This is a genomic window from Neotamlana laminarinivorans (genome assembly GCF_020523925.1).
GTDB lineage: Bacteria > Bacteroidota > Bacteroidia > Flavobacteriales > Flavobacteriaceae > Neotamlana > Neotamlana laminarinivorans.
Genome location: NZ_JAJAPW010000005.1, coordinates 64,634 through 80,741 on the forward strand (window position 1 = coordinate 64,634; position 16,108 = coordinate 80,741).

Consider the following 16,108-nt stretch of genomic DNA (forward strand, 5'->3'; position numbering starts at 1 on the left):
AGTTTAATACCAGCGCTTTTTCTTCTTTTTTGAAGCTGTACTTTTTCGTCCTTTTTTATGTTTACTACCTGTTTTTTTAGATTTATGAACAAGAGGTTTAGCTTTTGGATCTAATGGATATGGATGTTCTGCTTCAATAGGAATTTCTAATTGAATAAGTTGTTGAATAGTTTTAATGTAACTCTTTTCATCAGCAGAACATAGCGAATAAGCTGTTCCGGTTTTACCAGCGCGAGCAGTTCTACCAATGCGATGCACATAGGTTTCGGGTACGTTAGGTAAATCGAAATTTATAACAGCATCCAATTCATTAATATCTATACCACGTGCCGCAACATCTGTAGCAATAAGAATATTAACGTAGCCATTTTTAAATTTATTTAAAGCATCTTGTCGTAAATTTTGTGTTTTATCGCCATGAATACTATCAACTTTATAACCGTTTTTAGTTAATGTTTGTTCAAGTTTGTTTACTCCAAATTTGGTTCGTCTAAAAATTATAATACTACCTTTAATAGTGTTTCGAAGTAAGTGTAAACATAATTCCATTTTATTACGTTTAGGTACGTAATATAAAATTTGATTAATGTTTTTTGAAGTTGAAGAATTTGTAGCAACTTCAATACGTTCTGGAGTATTTAAAATGGTGTTGGCAAGTTGCTCAACTTTTGCAGGTATGGTTGCAGATAATAATAAAATTTGCTTTTCTTTTGTACAAAGGCGTTCAATTTTTTTAACATCATCAATAAAGCCCATGTCTAACATTAAGTCGGCTTCATCTAATACTAAAGTTTCGACATAGTCTAAATTTAGTAAATCTTGTTTGTGTAAATCGAGTAAACGACCTGGTGTTGCAATTAAAATATCGACACCTTTATTTAAAATATCTTTTTGAGGTTCTATAGATGTACCTCCAAAAATTACAGTAGATCTTAAGTTTGTATATTTTCCTAAAGTTTTAAAGTTATCTTGAATTTGAGAGGCCAATTCTCGCGTTGGGCTAACAATTAAAGCTTTAACTTTTTTGCCTTTTTTAGGTGCATCTTGATAATCGAAAAACTTTTGAAGAATAGGTAAAGCAAAAGCAGCTGTTTTACCTGTACCTGTTTGTGCAGAAACAATAACATCTTTATTGTTTAAAACAGAAGGAATTGTTTTTTCTTGAACCAATGTAGGGGCAAGGTAACCCGCTTCATCAATTGCTTTTAAAATAGGTTTGTTTAACTTAAAATTTGAAAATGACATACAAGAATTTTAGGCAAAGATACGGTAAAGAAAGTCAATTTGTTTTTAATTCAATTTAGGTTTTAAAATATCCAAATAAAAAAAAGCCATCTTGAATAGATGGCCTTTATATATAAAGATAATTGTTATTAATTATTCGCCTAAAAACGGGTAACGATAATCGGTTGGTGTTACAAATGTTTCTTTAATCATTCTTGGCGACACCCAACGTAATAAGTTTTGTGCGCTACCTGCTTTATCATTTGTTCCAGAAGCTCTAGCACCACCAAATGGCTGTTGACCAACAACGGCTCCGGTAGGTTTATCGTTTATATAAAAGTTACCTGCACTGTTTTGTAAAGCTTCAGTAGCTTGTGTAATTGCATATCTATCGGTTGATAAAATGGCACCGGTTAAGGCATACTCGCTAGTTTCATCTACTAATTTTAAAGTTTCCGCGTAAGCGTCATCTTCATAAACATAAATAGTAATTACAGGTCCAAAAAGTTCGGTACACATGGTTGTGTATTTTGGGTTTGTTGTTACTATTACCGTAGGTTCTATAAAATACCCTTTGCTTTTATCGTAATTTCCACCAGCTATAATTTCGGCATCGGTATCGTTTTTAGCACCATCAATATATTTTGCTAATTTATTGAAAGAACCTTCGTGAATTACAGCAGTAATAAAGTTGCTCATATCTTCGGGAGAACCCATTTTAAAAGAAGCAATATCTTCTAAAACAAAATGCTTAACATCTGCCCAAATGCTTTTTGGTATGTAAGCTCTAGAAGCTGCACTACATTTTTGCCCTTGAAACTCAAAAGCACCACGTGAAATAGCTGTTGCTACTTGTTTTGCATTAGCCGATTTATGTGCTACAATAAAATCTTTACCACCAGTTTCACCAACAATTCGTGGGTAAGTTTTGTAGTTGTGTATATTGTTACCTATTTGTTTCCAAAGTTCTTTGAAAATAAAGGTAGAACCTGTAAAATGTAAACCTGAAAAATCTGGACTTGCAAGTACAGTTTCGGTAATCATTGCTGGATCTCCAAATACCACGTTAATTACACCGGCAGGTACACCAGCTTCTTTAAATACATCCATTATAACTTTAGCTGAATATACTTGGCTATCACTTGGTTTCCAAACAACAACATTACCCATTAAAGCCATACATGCTGGTAAATTCCCTGCAATAGCAGTGAAATTAAATGGTGTAACAGCATAAGTGAAACCTTCTAGTGGTCTGTATTCAATACGGTTCCAAGCATCGCTTGTGCTTTCTGGTTGCTCCATGTAAATATCAGTCATAAACTGTACATTAAAACGTAAAAAGTCTATAAACTCGCAAGCCGCATCAATTTCGGCTTGGTGAATGGTTTTAGACTGAGCAATCATAGTTGCAGCATTAATTTTTGCACGGTAAGGACCGGCAATTAACTCGGCAGCTTTTAAAAATATACCAGCGCGTTGTTCCCAAGGCATTAAACTCCACGTTTTTCTAGCTTCTAAAGCTGTAGAGATGGCGTTTTCAACATGACTTTTTTCTGCTAAATGAAACGTTCCTACAATATGTTTATGGTCATGGGGAGGCGACATTTCTTTAGTGTTACCTGTTTCGATATTTTCACCATTAATATATAGTGGTACATCAATTTTGCTATTAAACATGTCCTTGTATGCAGTAAGTACTTCTGCGCGTTCTGGTGTTCCAGGAGCATAAGATTTTACAGGTTCGTTTACGGCAATAGGTACGTTAAAAAAGCCTTTTCCCATGATTTGTTGTTTTTTGTTATTGAAAATTCATTAATTGAGCCACAAAATTACGAATTTTTAAATGAATAATGATGATTGTATTTCCCCAAAAATGTGTTAATATTTAGTTTATATTTGTAAACTGCTAACCTGTTTAAAAGCTTATTTGTAACATGTGTACAGTTTCTATATTTCCTAAAGGAGATAATGATTTTATTTTAACCTCCAACCGAGATGAGGCGCCTAGTAGAATATCTTTGCCTCCAAGTTTTTACGATTTTAATGGAAAAAAAATGTTATATCCAAAGGATGAATTATCTGAGGGTACTTGGGTAGGTGTTAGTGAAAACAATCGGCTAATTTGTTTGCTTAATGGAGGTTTTAAACTCCATACACGACAACCTATATACAGGAAGAGTAGAGGTATAGTGGTTAAAGAGTTATTGGTAGCCCCACATATTATAAATATATTTAATGATTACAATTTTTTAGGAATTGAACCATTTACTTTAGTGATTGCAGATTGGAACGATGGTTTACAATTTTATCAGTTTGTTTGGGATGGCTTAGAAAAGTACTTTGAAAAATTACCTTTAGAGCCTAAAATTTGGTCTTCGGCAACTTTATACACTACAAGTATGAAAGTTGAAAGATTAGAATGGTTTAAAGAATTTGTAGAAACTAATGAAAATTCTGCAAACAATATTCTTGATTTTCATAAATACGCAGGAAAAGATAATAACGAATACGGTACGGTAATTAATCGTGGTTTTGTAAAAACCACAAGTATTACTCAAGTTTGTAAAACAGGAACAACAGTAGAAATGAGGTACGAAAACGTTCGTAATAAATTTGTTTCTAAAGAACAGTTTAAATTTCCTGAGCCTATAAATGAATAATACAGGAATTATTATAACCTTAGCTTATCCTGAAACTATTGTTATGGTTGCCGATGAGTGGTATTCTCCTTTTTTAAGGTTTATTGGTATAGGTAAAAAAGATTATTTAAGAGCAGGACATGCCGCATTAGTTTTAATAAATAAGGAAACCGGAATTTTAGAGTATCATGATTTTGGTAGGTATATTACTCCGGAACCAACAGGACGGGTTAGAGGTAAAGATACCGATAATGAATTACATTTTCCTATTCAAGCAATAATTCAAGAAAATCAAATAATTAATTTAAATGAAATTTTAAAGTTTCTTGCTACTAAGCCAAAGTTAACTCATGGAGAAGGTAAACTTGTAGCGTCGGTGTGTACTAAAGTTAATTATTTAAAAGCACGTACGCACATTACCAAAATGCAAAACAAACATTTTATTAGATATGCCGCTTTTATAAAAAACGCTTGTAATTGTGCACGTTTTGTAACGGAAAGTTTAATAGCTTCGGTTACAGATGGTAATGTTAAAAAAGCTTTGAAAAAATCGTTATGGTTTACGCCAAGTACTGTTGGTAATGTGTTGTTAGCAAATACAGAAAGTGCAGTTTATGAAGTTGCAGAAACTGGTGAAATTTCAATATTTAAAGGTTCTCAAAAAAGTGAAAATTTACGATGTTTTTTAGATAGGTTAAAAAATCACCAAGTTAATTTAGTGGGGTCTTTAAAACCAAAAATTGTTTCGGGTTTGCATGAAAATGCACAATGGTTATCCGGTATTGCAGCTGGTGCATGGTTTGAGTTGCATAATACTGAAAAAGATAGTAGGTACCGATTTAGACGAATTTCGCCTTATGGAAATATTGATGTTGATGCTGTTTTTGAGGTTGAAGATACTAGTTTTGATTTTGGGTTAAACTATAATTTTGTTCATTACTCCAATTGTAAATTTTTTAATATTGAACAAAACGGTAAGGTTTATAAATTTAATAGAATAGCCTAAACTTACTTACGCGTTAGGGATTGAAGCGGCATCCTTTTTTGTAGTGTTATAATTTGCCAATATTACTTTTGTATTATTGTTTGCGCGTGGTTTGAAAAATTTTAAAAGCTACTTTACAAAAAAGATATAGCGTAAAGCCCGCCCGAACGCCCAAATTAATTTACTGCAAACGGAGCGCTTAATTTAAATGTTGGTATGGTAACATCAAATTTTTTAGTGGTTGTAAAGTTTACCATGCTGTAAAACCCTTGCATAGCTCCAAATGGAGATGATAATAAACAACCAGAGGTATATGTGTGCGACTCGCCTGGTTTTATTACTGGTTTTTTACCAATAACACCTTCACCAGATACAATTTCTATATTGTTTAAGGCATCAAAAATTTCCCAATGGCGTGCATTAAGTTGCACAGAATCTTTACTTTGATTTTCAATTGTTACGGTATAACCAAAAGCATATTGAATTTTATAGTTTTTATAAAATGAGCCTTCGAAAGTTGTTTCGACCGAAATTTTAATGCCTTTTGTAACTTGTTGAACCATGTTAACTATTGATGAATCAATGTATTTAGTAGCAAAAATACGAAATTTATTGTTGCTTGGATTATTATTTTAACGAATAGGCTTAAATATTAGTTAAACGGTACTTAATTTGAGATGTTTACCGAGGTGCCTTCGCCTAATCCTATTATTTGATCGTAACGTGCACCCAAATTGCGATAATATACAATTACTTTGTAATTGTTTTCGGTTTGATAAAAATTGCCACTTACAATACCTTCGTTTAACGTAGTTTTTTCTTGCGAAACATATTTATAGTTGTAAAACCCTTGTTTTAATAATAGTGTTTTGTAAAAAATGTTTTGGTTTGCATCGTAATTCATTTTTGTATTATTATCAATAGAAAAATTATTAAAATTACCGTAAACATATATGGCTTTGTTTTTTAGGTTTTCGGTTGCTTTTAATGAAAAATGTACCCAAACATAATCAGCTTCAATATCAGAATCTTTGGCATCTAAATTTAACACAGTGTAATTACCATTAATATCTGGGAAATAGGTGTAAGGTATATTATTACGAGGTGTGTTTGTGTATAAATAGCTGTGGTATAGGTTTTTTAACTCGATGTATTGAACACCAGTATTTGCTGCACGAGTATCTTTGTTTTCAAAATATAGGTATTCGTTGCCTGCCCAAAAGCTAGTTTCCTTATCGTAGCGGTACATAAGTTGGGTGCCAACGGTAAATTGCGGTTTTATGTTTGTTATAGCTGTTTTTAAATTGTTGTTTTTTATAATTACAGCTTTTACGGTTTGCTTTGGGTTAGTTAATGTAATTTTTGGATCTATTAAAATTTCGACACGTTGTTTTTCGTTTATAAATGCCAGATCTCTAGATCGTTTTAGGGTTACACCAACGTTTGCTTTGTTTTCATAAATCATGAATTTTCTTGAAAACACTAATTCATCATCATTATTAAAAATAGAAATAATATAGTTGCCAGTAACTTTAAGGCTTTTTGTAAATTGGTTAGGTATTGTAAGTGTGTAATGTGAATATATTTGGTAGGTGTTATATGAGTTTTCGTAATTTCTGATGCGTTGATTATCAAAACCTTCAAGAAATTCAGGTTTCATAAGTTGAGATGGTGTCCAATCGTGATTAAAATGTTCTATTTTGTAATAGTAGTCCTCTTCATCTCCGTTTAAAGCATCAAAAGATATCTCAATGCTTTCTCCTAACTCTACGATAGGCAGCTGAGATAAATCGGTATTACCTTTAAAAATTATGGTTTTAATGTATTCTGGAGGGTTAACTTCATTTACTTGAGAAAAAGCAGCAAAAGAAACAAAGTAAAATGCTATGTAAAAACGGATTAAAAAAGTCATTTTATAAATAAAAATTTTAGTAAAGATAATCAAAATCTATGCCCAAGACTAAAATGTTATTTAGAATAAATATAAATAAATTATTGATGTGATTATAAATAGAATTTATATGAATTACTTCGTATTTTTGCTGCGATTTTTATTAAAATAAATTCAACAAAAAAATAATATGTCAAACGACATTCGTATTAAAAAGGGTCTGGACATTAAACTTAATGGTGAAGCTGAAAAAACTGTAGAACAAGCAGTTATTAGTAACTACTGCACCATAAGGCCAGAAGATTTCCACGGTGTTATTCCAAAACTTGTTGCAAAAGAAGGAACCTCTGTTAACGCAGGTGGTGTTTTGTTTTACAATAAAGCCAACGAAGCGATAAAGTTTTTATCGCCAGTTTCAGGTAAAGTTGTTGAGGTTGTACGTGGACCAAAAAGACGCATTGATGCTATTAAAATTGAAGCAAGCAAACCACAAACTTTTGAAGATTATGGTAAGTTTGATGTTGATGGCGCAACAGCGGAAAGTGTTAAATCGCATTTGCTACAAGCAGGTTGTTGGCCGTTTATTAAACAACGACCGTACGATGTAATTGCAAACCCAGCAAAGGCACCAAAAGCCATTTTTATTTCGGGTTATGCTTCTGCACCGCTTGCTGCCGATTTGGATTTTACCTTACAGGGTAAAGAAGCCGAATTACAAGCAGCAGTTACAGCCTTAGCAAAACTTACTGAAGGTAAAGTGCATGTGTCTGTTGGTAAAACATCAAACTCACCACTTGCAGGTTTATCTGGTATTACATTGCATAAGGTTTATGGGCCACACCCATCAGGTAATGTAGGGACTCAAATTAATAAAATCGATCCAATAAATAAAGGCGAAGTTGTGTGGACAGTAAATCCGCAAGACTTAGTTATTATTGGAGAGTTATTATTAACTGGTAAGTTTAATGCAGAGCGTATAGTTGCTTTGGTTGGTTCTTCAGTTCAGAAGCCAAGATACTTTAAAACTATTATTGGTAGTGAAGTTTCTACAATGATTTATGATAAAGGTGTAGAGCAATCAGGAAACGATCGTATCATTTCAGGTAATGTGCTTTCAGGTAAAGAAATTAAAGCCGATGGTGCTTTAGATTATTACAGTAATACAATTTCTGTAATTCCAGAAGGCGATGATTACGATTTTTTCGGTTGGAACAAACCAATATTTAACAAAATATCTACTTCAAGAGCTTTAACTTTTTCTTGGTTAAGCCCTAATAAAAAGTACGATTTAAATACAAATACAAACGGTGAACATCGCGCATTTGTTGTAACTGGTAACTATGAGGAAGTTTTTCCTTTAGATATTTTTCCGATGCAAATTCTAAAAGCTTGTATGTATAAAGACTTAGATGAAATGGAAGCGTTAGGTATGTATGAAGTAGCTCCAGAAGATTTTGCACTTACCGAGTTTGTTTGTGTGTCTAAACAACCGCATCAAAAAATTATTAGAGAAGGTTTAGACTTAATGATTAAAGAGATAGGATAATGAGTTTAAAAAGTAATTTACATAACTTAAAAGAAAAGTATAAAGGAACCAAAATGGCTCCTGCTTTTAACGCATTACATACGTTCTTATACTTGCCTAACGAAACTACTCATGGTGGTACGCATATTAAGGCAGCAGACGATTTAAAGCGAACAATGAACACCGTTATTATGGCATTAGTACCATGTTTAATTTTTGGTATGTTTAATGCGGGTTATCAGCACTTTGCTGCAGTAGGAACTCCTGTAGAGTTCTTATCATGGGATGCCTTTTACATTGGTTTAATTAAAGTTTTGCCTTTAGTAATTGTATCTTATGGTGTTGGTTTAGCTATAGAATTTTTATTTGCGGTAATTAAAGGACACGAAGTAGAAGAGGGTTACTTAGTAACAGGAATGCTAGTGCCATTAATTGTTCCTGTAGATTTACCACTTTGGATGCTTGCTGTAGCAGTTGCTTTTGGTGTTGTTATTGGTAAAGAAGTTTTTGGTGGTACTGGAATGAACATATTAAACCCAGCATTAACTATTCGTGCTTTTTTATTCTTTGCATATCCAACATGGATGTCTGGAGATAAAGTGTGGGTTCACGGTGCTGTAGAGCGTGCTCAAGAGGTTGCAAATGGTGCAAATGTAGATGTTATTTCAGGTGAAACTATTTTAGGTAGTTTAGCACAAAGCAATGTAGCAGGTTATTCTGTAGCTGATATGTTCTTTGGATTTATACCTGGTTCGGTTGGAGAAACATCAACGTTATTAATATTATTGGGAGGATTATTTTTAATCTTTACTAAAATAGGAAGCTGGAGAATTATGTTGTCATCTGTTGTTGGAGCCTTAGTAATGGGGTTAATATTCAATGGAGTAGTAAGTTCTGGTTGGATAACAGAAAGTAGCAAGTTTTATGGATTAATGAGTGAAACTTTTTGGCATCATTTATTAATTGGTGGTTTTGCTTTTGGTACTGTTTTTATGGCTACCGATCCAGTAACAGCGTCTCAAACAAATAAAGGAAAATGGATTTACGGATTTTTGGTAGGTTTCATTTCAATTTTAATTCGTGTGTTCAATCCAGCGTATCCAGAAGGTGTAATGTTAGCCATTCTATTAATGAATGTGTTTGCACCAACTATAGACCATTATGTGGTACAAGGAAACGTTAAGAAAAGAATGAAACGTTTAAAAGTTAAAACAGCTTAAAAAGATGAGTAATAAAACAGATAGTAACGTATATACCATAATATTTGCCATTGCTATGGTAATTATTGTAGGAGCTTTATTAGCATTTACAGCTGCATCTTTAGCTCCAAAAATATCAGAAAACCAACGTATAGAAAAACAACAAAACATTCTATATGCCATGGGAGTAAATAATAATGATGAAGGTAGTGCTGTGTTTGTTGATGCAGGTGAAGCTCAAGAGTTATTTTCAAAATATATTACTAAGCAATTGGTAATGCAAAATGGAAATGTAACAGAAGATGCTGAAGCTTACCTTATCGATATTAAAAAGCAAAAAACTATAGGAACAAATAATCCAGATGAAAGAAAGCTACCTATATTCTTAGGCGATAAAGATGGTAAAACATATTATGTTATTCCAATTTATGGTAAAGGTTTATGGGATGCCATTTGGGGATATGTTTCTGTAGATAAAAATATGGTTATTCAAGGTGCCTATTTCGATCACAAAGGAGAAACACCTGGTTTAGGAGCAAATATTAAAGAGCGCTTTTTTATGGATGACTTTATTGGAGAACATTTATTAGATAGCAACGGAAACTTTAAAGGTGTAGATGTTGCAAAAGGTAATGCCGATCCAAAAAATGAAAACAAAACCGATAACGAGGTTGATGCAATTGCGGGAGCTACTATTACAGGTAATGGAGTTACAGCAATGATAAAAAGCGATTTAAAGCTTTACAAACCTTATTTCGATAATCTTAAAAATAACTAAAACGTATGGGACTTTTATCAAAAAAAGATGCCAAGTTAATCACCGATCCGTTAGCAGATAATAACCCAATTACTATACAGGTATTAGGTATTTGTTCGGCTTTAGCAATTACTGCTCAGTTAAAAGCATCAATTGTAATGGCTGTGTCTGTAATGGCTGTATTAGGTATAGGTAACGTGGTAATCTCGTTAATGCGAAACATTATTCCTTCAAAAATTAGAATTATCGTTCAGCTAGTTGTAGTTGCCGCTTTGGTAATTATTGTAGATCAAGTTTTAAAAGCCTTCTCGTACGAGTTAAGTAAAACCCTATCTGTATTTGTAGGTTTAATTATTACCAATTGTATTATTATGGGACGTTTTGAAGCATTTGCTTTAGGTAATGGACCATGGCGTTCGTTTTTAGATGGTATTGGTAATGCTTTAGGTTACGGTGTAATTCTGGTTATAGTAGGTTTCTTTAGAGAATTATTAGGTTCTGGTACATTATTAGGATTTAAAGTTTTAGGAGATCCAATTGAAAAAACAGGATTATATGCTATTGGTTACGAAAACAATGGTTTCATGTTATTATCGCCAATGGCGTTAATTGTTGTTGGAATTATTATTTGGGTACAACGTAGTAGAAATAAAGATTTAATCGAAGACTAATTGACTTGTTATTCTGAACTTGTTTTCAGAATCTCATCAAAATAAAGAATATGGAACATATAGAATTATTTTTCAAATCAATATTTATCGATAACATGGTATTTGCCACATTCCTTGGGATGTGTTCTTACCTTGCGGTATCTAAAAAAGTAAGTACAGCCGTTGGTTTAGGTGCTGCAGTAGTTTTCGTATTAGCAGTAACTGTGCCTGTAAACTGGTTGTTAGACCAGTATATTTTACAACCTGGTGCTTTAAAATGGTTAGGGGCAGAATATGCAGAGTACGATTTAAGTTTCCTTTCGTTTATCATGTTTATTGCAACTATTGCAACTATGGTACAATTAGTGGAAATTGTGGTGGAAAAGTTTTCACCATCTTTATACAACTCTTTAGGTATATTTTTACCACTTATTGCTGTTAACTGTGCGATTTTAGGAGGTTCGTTATTTATGCAATCTCGCGAAATTCAAACTATAGGCTTAGCATTTAATTATGGTATTTCTTCTGGAATAGGATGGTTTTTAGCCATTTTAGCGATTGCAGCAATACGAGAAAAAATACGTTACTCTAACGTACCAGCTCCATTAAGAGGTTTAGGTATTACTTTTATTATTACTGGTTTAATGGCCATTGGTTTTATGAGTTTTGGAGGAATGCTTACAGGAGGTGATGAAGAAGCTCCAGCAGAAGAAAAAGCTGCCAAAATTGAGAAAAAGGAAGATTCAAAAAAAGACATTGAAGTCGCTAACAACATAAAAGTTATAAAGTAATATGATTTTAGCAGCAGGAACATTAGGAACCGTTATTGCAACAGTAAGTGCTTTTTTAGTAATTACATTGTTGTTAGTGGCGTTATTATTATTTGTAAAACAAAAATTATCGCCATCTGGTCCAGTAAAAATTACTATCAATGGTGAAAAAGAAATTGAAGTAGCTTCGGGTGGTAGTTTATTATCAACTTTAGGTAATCAAAAAATATTCTTACCATCGGCTTGTGGTGGTGGTGGTACTTGTATACAATGTGAGTGTCATGTTTTAGAAGGTGGAGGAGAAGCTTTACCAACCGAAACCCCTCACTTTACAAGAAAAGAATTACAACATGGTGCACGTTTGGCTTGTCAAGTAAAAGTTAAGCAAGACATGAACATTACAATTCCAGAAGAAGTATTTGGAATTAAGAAATGGGAAGCAGAAGTTGTACGTAACTACAATGTAGCATCATTTATTAAAGAATTTGTTGTTCGTATTCCAGAGGATATGAATTACAAAGCAGGTGGATATATTCAAATTGAAATTCCTAAATGCGAAATTAAATATGCTGATATAGATATTACAGCGCATCCAGAAGAGCATGAAACTCCAGATAAGTTTCAAGCAGAATGGGATAAGTTTGGTTTATGGCCTTTAGTAATGAAAAATGATGATATTGTAGAGCGTGCATATTCTATGGCTTCTTACCCTGCAGAAGGGCGTGATATTATGCTTAATGTACGTATTGCTACGCCACCATGGGATAGAAATAAAAACGGTTGGATGGATGTAAATCCAGGTGTAGCATCATCTTATATTTTCTCAAGAAAGCAAGGTGATAAAGTAACTATTTCTGGTCCTTATGGAGAGTTCTTTATTAACGAAAGTGATTCAGAAATGCTTTACGTTGGTGGAGGTGCTGGTATGGCGCCAATGCGCTCGCACTTATATCACTTATTTAAAACATTAGAAACAGGAAGAACGGTTACTTATTGGTATGGTGGACGTTCTAAGCGTGAGTTGTTCTACTTAGAGCATTTTTATGAGTTAGAGCGTAAGTTCCCTAACTTTAAATTCTTCTTAGCATTATCTGAACCTTTACCAGAAGATAACTGGAAGGTTAAAAAAGATATTCATGATGAAGAAGGAGATGGTTTTGTTGGATTTATTCACAACTGTGTAATCGATAATTATTTAAGTATCCATGAGTCGCCAGAAGATATTGAATTATATTTTTGTGGGCCACCATTAATGAACAAAGCAGTTCAAAAAATGGGTGAAGATTTTGGTATTCCAGATGAACATATCCGATTTGATGACTTTGGTGGTTAAACTAATTAATACATTATAATAAAAAAAACCAACTCTTTAGAGTTGGTTTTTTTTATGAATAAGATCAAGGCTTTTGTTTATAAACTTTGTTTTTAAATGTATTTAAAACTTTTTTTCAATGAAAATAGATATATTAATTAATGATATATTTATAATTTATTTTTTGGTCTAAAAAGTTTAATCTCTACTAGCTTTTTTTAAGTGAATTTTAAAAGTTGTTCCTACATTTACTTCACTTTCTATCTCAACTTTTCCACCAATTGCTTCTATTTGATTTTTTGTAATAAATAAACCAATGCCTTTTGAGTCTTTATTTCTATGGAAAGTTTTATACATACCAAAAAGTTTTTCACCATATCTCTCAAGGTCTAAACCTAGTCCAGAGTCTTTAATTGATATTATTACATAATCGTCAACTACATCTGTTTTAATTTCGATTTTTGGTGATTCGTTGGGTTTCTTATATTTTATAGCGTTTGTTAGGAAATTTAATATTATACTATCTAAATATGCTGGAATTCCTAATATGTGTATTGTAGAATCTATATCTAGGCTTATATCTGCTTTTGAGGCAATTATTTGGGCTGATAAACTATTCAGGATGGTATTAAACGCTTGCTTTAAATTTAAAGATTCTAGCTGAATATCTTTCTTAGTGTTAATTGACGCTACTGTGTTTAGGTTGTCTACTGTTTCACCTAAATGTTTTACAGCTTTTTTTAATAACGGATAAATTTGATTTTCTGAATCTTTAGGAGATTCCATTTGTTCTAAATCTAGAAGCATATCTAAATTAGAAAAATGAGATCGTAAGTTATGTGAAACTATATGAGCAAAATTTAATAAACGTTTATTCTGGTTTTCTGTGGTATCTAGTAAATCAATTATTTTTTGAGTGCCTTTTTTTAGTTGAGTAATATCGTTTATTTGTGTTACTATATGAAGAGGAGTGCCATCGTTATCTCTAATTATAGTTCCAGAAATAGATGCCCAAATAGTTTTTCCTGATTTATGATAATAGCGTTTTTCAGTTTTAAAACAGTTAATTTCACCATTAATAAGATCCATCACGGCTTTTCTTCCTTTTGCTATATCATCAGGGTGTGTAATATCGTAAAAAGTAAATGTTTTTATTTCCTCTTTAGTATATCCAAATGTTTTACAAAAGCTATGATTTGCGTCTATAAATTTTCCGTTTAAATCTATTATAACAGTACCAACTAAAGCATGATCAAAGGTTTTTTGTAATACTTGTTCTCTGTATGCTAATTCTTTTTCATTTTTTGTCTTTTCATCTATATCTTGAAAAAGCCCAATTATTTTTATACAATCGCCATTTTTAACAATAGGTTTACCAATGGCTCTAACCCATTTTTCTTTGCCTTTACTAGTAATTATTTGTAAATCTACATCGTAGTTTTTATGGTTTTCTACACAGTTTTTAAAAGATTTTGCAATCATTGCTCGACTATAACCTTCTTTATAGAAGTTTATAGCTTCCGTAATATTGGGTTTGTAGCTTAGGGGAAGTTCATGAATTTTATAAGTTTCTTCACTCCAAGAAACTGTTTGTTCTTCTATATTATATTCCCACGTGCCTATTTTTGCACAATCTTGAATAAAATTTAAGAAAAATTCCATATCTGTTTCTGTAATAACATCACGTGGGATTTTCATGTCTTAGGGGCTTGTAAATTTTAAGCTGCAATGTAATGAATTTTTATCAAAAAATAAGATGAAATACATAAAAAACCGCTAAAATGCATTTATGTATTTATTTTTCTTATTAATTAGTGATGAATTTATGTGTGGTTTTTAGTGTTTATTTCTTTCTTTTCTTTTAAAACAGTTGCAGTTTTAAAGAGATTTGTATAATCTAATACATTTTTAATATTATCTAAATCACATAAAAATTCAATTACTTCACAAAGTGCAGAAAATAAAATATGTGTATCGGTAGGGTTTTTAGGCTTTAGGTGGTTATGTTTAAATGGCAATTCATAGCCACATGCAGTTAAAAATATAACTTCAATTTTAAGTAGCTCTAAAGGTGTATACCCATTAAAAGTTTTTCCTAAGCGTTGGTTAACAGATCCAATGTAATTTAAGTTTGTTGAGCCATGATTATCTGAAAAATGTTTCCAACTATCTGTATTATCTAAAATATTACCTACTGCGCATTGTTTGCAACATTCAGGATTTAAATTACTAGAATTAAATGCATTATATAATTTTATTATGGCCCTATCTAAACGAGAATTACTATACATTTAATGTTTTTTACTAATATAACAAAAATTTAGTTTAATTTTAATTAGATAGTTTTGAAATTAATTTCTTACTATTTTCTGTGTTACTTTCGTTCAAGAATTGTTTGGCTAATTTAGTTTTTCCCTCTTTTAGGTAGGCTAATCCTAGATAATAATTAGCTTCACTTATTAAGGGAAATGTTTTTTTTGATTGCACGGTGCGTTCTAAAAAGGGTATTGCAGAATCTGTATTTTTGTTAGCTAAATGTGCTACACCAATAAAATAGTTTAGGGTGTCGTTTGCTGGGTTTTTAAGAGCTAATTTTTGTAATGTTTTAATTGCAGCGTTATATTCACCTCGATTATATTTATCCATAGCATTAAAAAATTCTATATCGTCACTTTTTTTATTTTGGTTAGGTAAACTTTGTGCAGGTGTGTAATATTTTGTGTAAAGTTTTTCGTTTTCTGGAAAACTAAAAAAATAAATGCTACCAAAACCAATTATAAATGCTGTAGCTAAGGCAAGTTGTTTGAATCTTAAATGGATAAAATTGTAATTGTTTTTTTTAGCAGGTTGTGTTTCAACATTGTTTACTAAATTATTAAGCTCTTCTTTTTTTTCTTCAGTTTTACTTATAAATGCTTTTACTTCCTCTACATTGTTTTTAAATTCATCATCTAACTCAATCAATTGATTTATATCTTGAGATTCCTTAAGAGTCATATCTCCTTTAATATAACGCTCAATAATTTCAAATAATTCTTTTGATATGTATTCTTTCTTTTTCAATTTATAATTATTTAAATAGTAAAACTATTTGATACCTATTTTATTGCAAACATTTTATAATACTTAAGTTATAGTATTTGTATTTGCATTTAA

The 16,108-nt window shown here is 31.8% G+C and carries 15 protein-coding genes; 8 read left to right on the plus strand and 7 right to left on the minus strand.

The window, feature by feature from the left end:
• Positions 1-3: 3 nt before the first annotated feature.
• Positions 4-1,245: a DEAD/DEAH box helicase gene (locus tag LG649_RS12220; protein ID WP_226544090.1), complete on the minus strand. Its 1,242-nt coding sequence runs from the start codon at positions 1,243-1,245 to the stop codon at positions 4-6.
• A gap of 132 nt (positions 1,246-1,377) precedes the next feature.
• Positions 1,378-3,006: an L-glutamate gamma-semialdehyde dehydrogenase gene (gene pruA, locus LG649_RS12225; protein WP_226544091.1), complete on the minus strand. Its 1,629-nt coding sequence runs from the start codon at positions 3,004-3,006 to the stop codon at positions 1,378-1,380.
• 152 nt (positions 3,007-3,158) lie between these two features.
• On the opposite strand from pruA, the gene LG649_RS12230 reads away from it, so the two are divergent.
• Both LG649_RS12230 and LG649_RS12235 read left to right on the plus strand, forming a co-directional pair.
• Positions 3,159-3,884, plus strand: a complete 726-nt coding sequence (locus tag LG649_RS12230; RefSeq protein WP_226544092.1) for an NRDE family protein — start codon at positions 3,159-3,161, stop codon at positions 3,882-3,884.
• On the plus strand, positions 3,877-4,869 hold the full coding sequence (locus tag LG649_RS12235) for a DUF6695 family protein (protein ID WP_226544093.1): 993 nt from the start codon (positions 3,877-3,879) through the stop codon (positions 4,867-4,869). The genes LG649_RS12230 and LG649_RS12235 overlap by 8 nt, the downstream gene beginning before the upstream one ends.
• A 155-nt stretch (positions 4,870-5,024) precedes the next feature.
• On the opposite strand, the gene apaG is transcribed toward LG649_RS12235, so the two are convergent.
• On the minus strand, positions 5,025-5,411 hold the full coding sequence (apaG, locus tag LG649_RS12240) for a Co2+/Mg2+ efflux protein ApaG (RefSeq protein WP_226544094.1): 387 nt from the start codon (positions 5,409-5,411) through the stop codon (positions 5,025-5,027).
• A gap of 104 nt (positions 5,412-5,515) precedes the next feature.
• Positions 5,516-6,760 carry a type IX secretion system plug protein gene (locus LG649_RS12245; RefSeq protein WP_226544095.1) on the minus strand — a complete coding sequence of 415 codons (1,245 nt, stop codon included), beginning with the start codon at positions 6,758-6,760 and terminating at the stop codon, positions 5,516-5,518.
• A gap of 169 nt (positions 6,761-6,929) precedes the next feature.
• Between LG649_RS12245 and LG649_RS12250 the strand changes: the two genes are divergently transcribed.
• The 6 genes from LG649_RS12250 to nqrF are packed head-to-tail and all read left to right on the plus strand — an operon-like array spanning position 6,930 to position 12,973.
• On the plus strand, positions 6,930-8,285 hold the full coding sequence (locus tag LG649_RS12250) for a Na(+)-translocating NADH-quinone reductase subunit A (protein WP_226544096.1): 1,356 nt from the start codon (positions 6,930-6,932) through the stop codon (positions 8,283-8,285).
• Positions 8,285-9,484, plus strand: coding sequence for an NADH:ubiquinone reductase (Na(+)-transporting) subunit B (locus LG649_RS12255; protein ID WP_226544097.1), 1,200 nt, complete (start codon positions 8,285-8,287; stop codon positions 9,482-9,484). Before LG649_RS12250 ends, LG649_RS12255 begins: the two co-directional genes overlap by 1 nt.
• A 4-nt stretch (positions 9,485-9,488) precedes the next feature.
• Positions 9,489-10,241 carry a Na(+)-translocating NADH-quinone reductase subunit C gene (locus LG649_RS12260; RefSeq protein WP_226544098.1) on the plus strand — a complete coding sequence of 251 codons (753 nt, stop codon included), beginning with the start codon at positions 9,489-9,491 and terminating at the stop codon, positions 10,239-10,241.
• Positions 10,242-10,246: 5 nt separating this feature from the next.
• Positions 10,247-10,891 carry an NADH:ubiquinone reductase (Na(+)-transporting) subunit D gene (locus LG649_RS12265; RefSeq protein ID WP_044625883.1) on the plus strand — a complete coding sequence of 215 codons (645 nt, stop codon included), beginning with the start codon at positions 10,247-10,249 and terminating at the stop codon, positions 10,889-10,891.
• A gap of 50 nt (positions 10,892-10,941) precedes the next feature.
• Complete coding sequence (gene nqrE / locus LG649_RS12270; RefSeq protein ID WP_044632566.1) at positions 10,942-11,661, plus strand: NADH:ubiquinone reductase (Na(+)-transporting) subunit E; 720 nt, start codon at positions 10,942-10,944, stop codon at positions 11,659-11,661.
• A 1-nt stretch (position 11,662) separates the two neighbouring features.
• On the plus strand, positions 11,663-12,973 hold the full coding sequence (gene nqrF / locus LG649_RS12275; protein ID WP_226544099.1) for an NADH:ubiquinone reductase (Na(+)-transporting) subunit F: 1,311 nt from the start codon (positions 11,663-11,665) through the stop codon (positions 12,971-12,973).
• Positions 12,974-13,150: 177 nt separating this feature from the next.
• Here nqrF and LG649_RS12280 read toward each other — a convergent pair whose 3' ends face one another.
• The 3 genes from LG649_RS12280 to LG649_RS12290 form a co-directional block, all read right to left on the minus strand.
• Positions 13,151-14,650 carry a PAS domain-containing sensor histidine kinase gene (locus LG649_RS12280; RefSeq protein WP_226544100.1) on the minus strand — a complete coding sequence of 500 codons (1,500 nt, stop codon included), beginning with the start codon at positions 14,648-14,650 and terminating at the stop codon, positions 13,151-13,153.
• A 125-nt stretch (positions 14,651-14,775) separates the two neighbouring features.
• Complete coding sequence (locus LG649_RS12285) at positions 14,776-15,243, minus strand: Na(+)-translocating NADH-quinone reductase subunit F (protein ID WP_226544101.1); 468 nt, start codon at positions 15,241-15,243, stop codon at positions 14,776-14,778.
• A gap of 40 nt (positions 15,244-15,283) precedes the next feature.
• Entirely contained in the window at positions 15,284-16,015 is a 732-nt protein-coding gene (locus LG649_RS12290) for a tetratricopeptide repeat protein (RefSeq protein WP_226544102.1), read from the minus strand.
• Positions 16,016-16,108 lie beyond the last annotated feature (93 nt).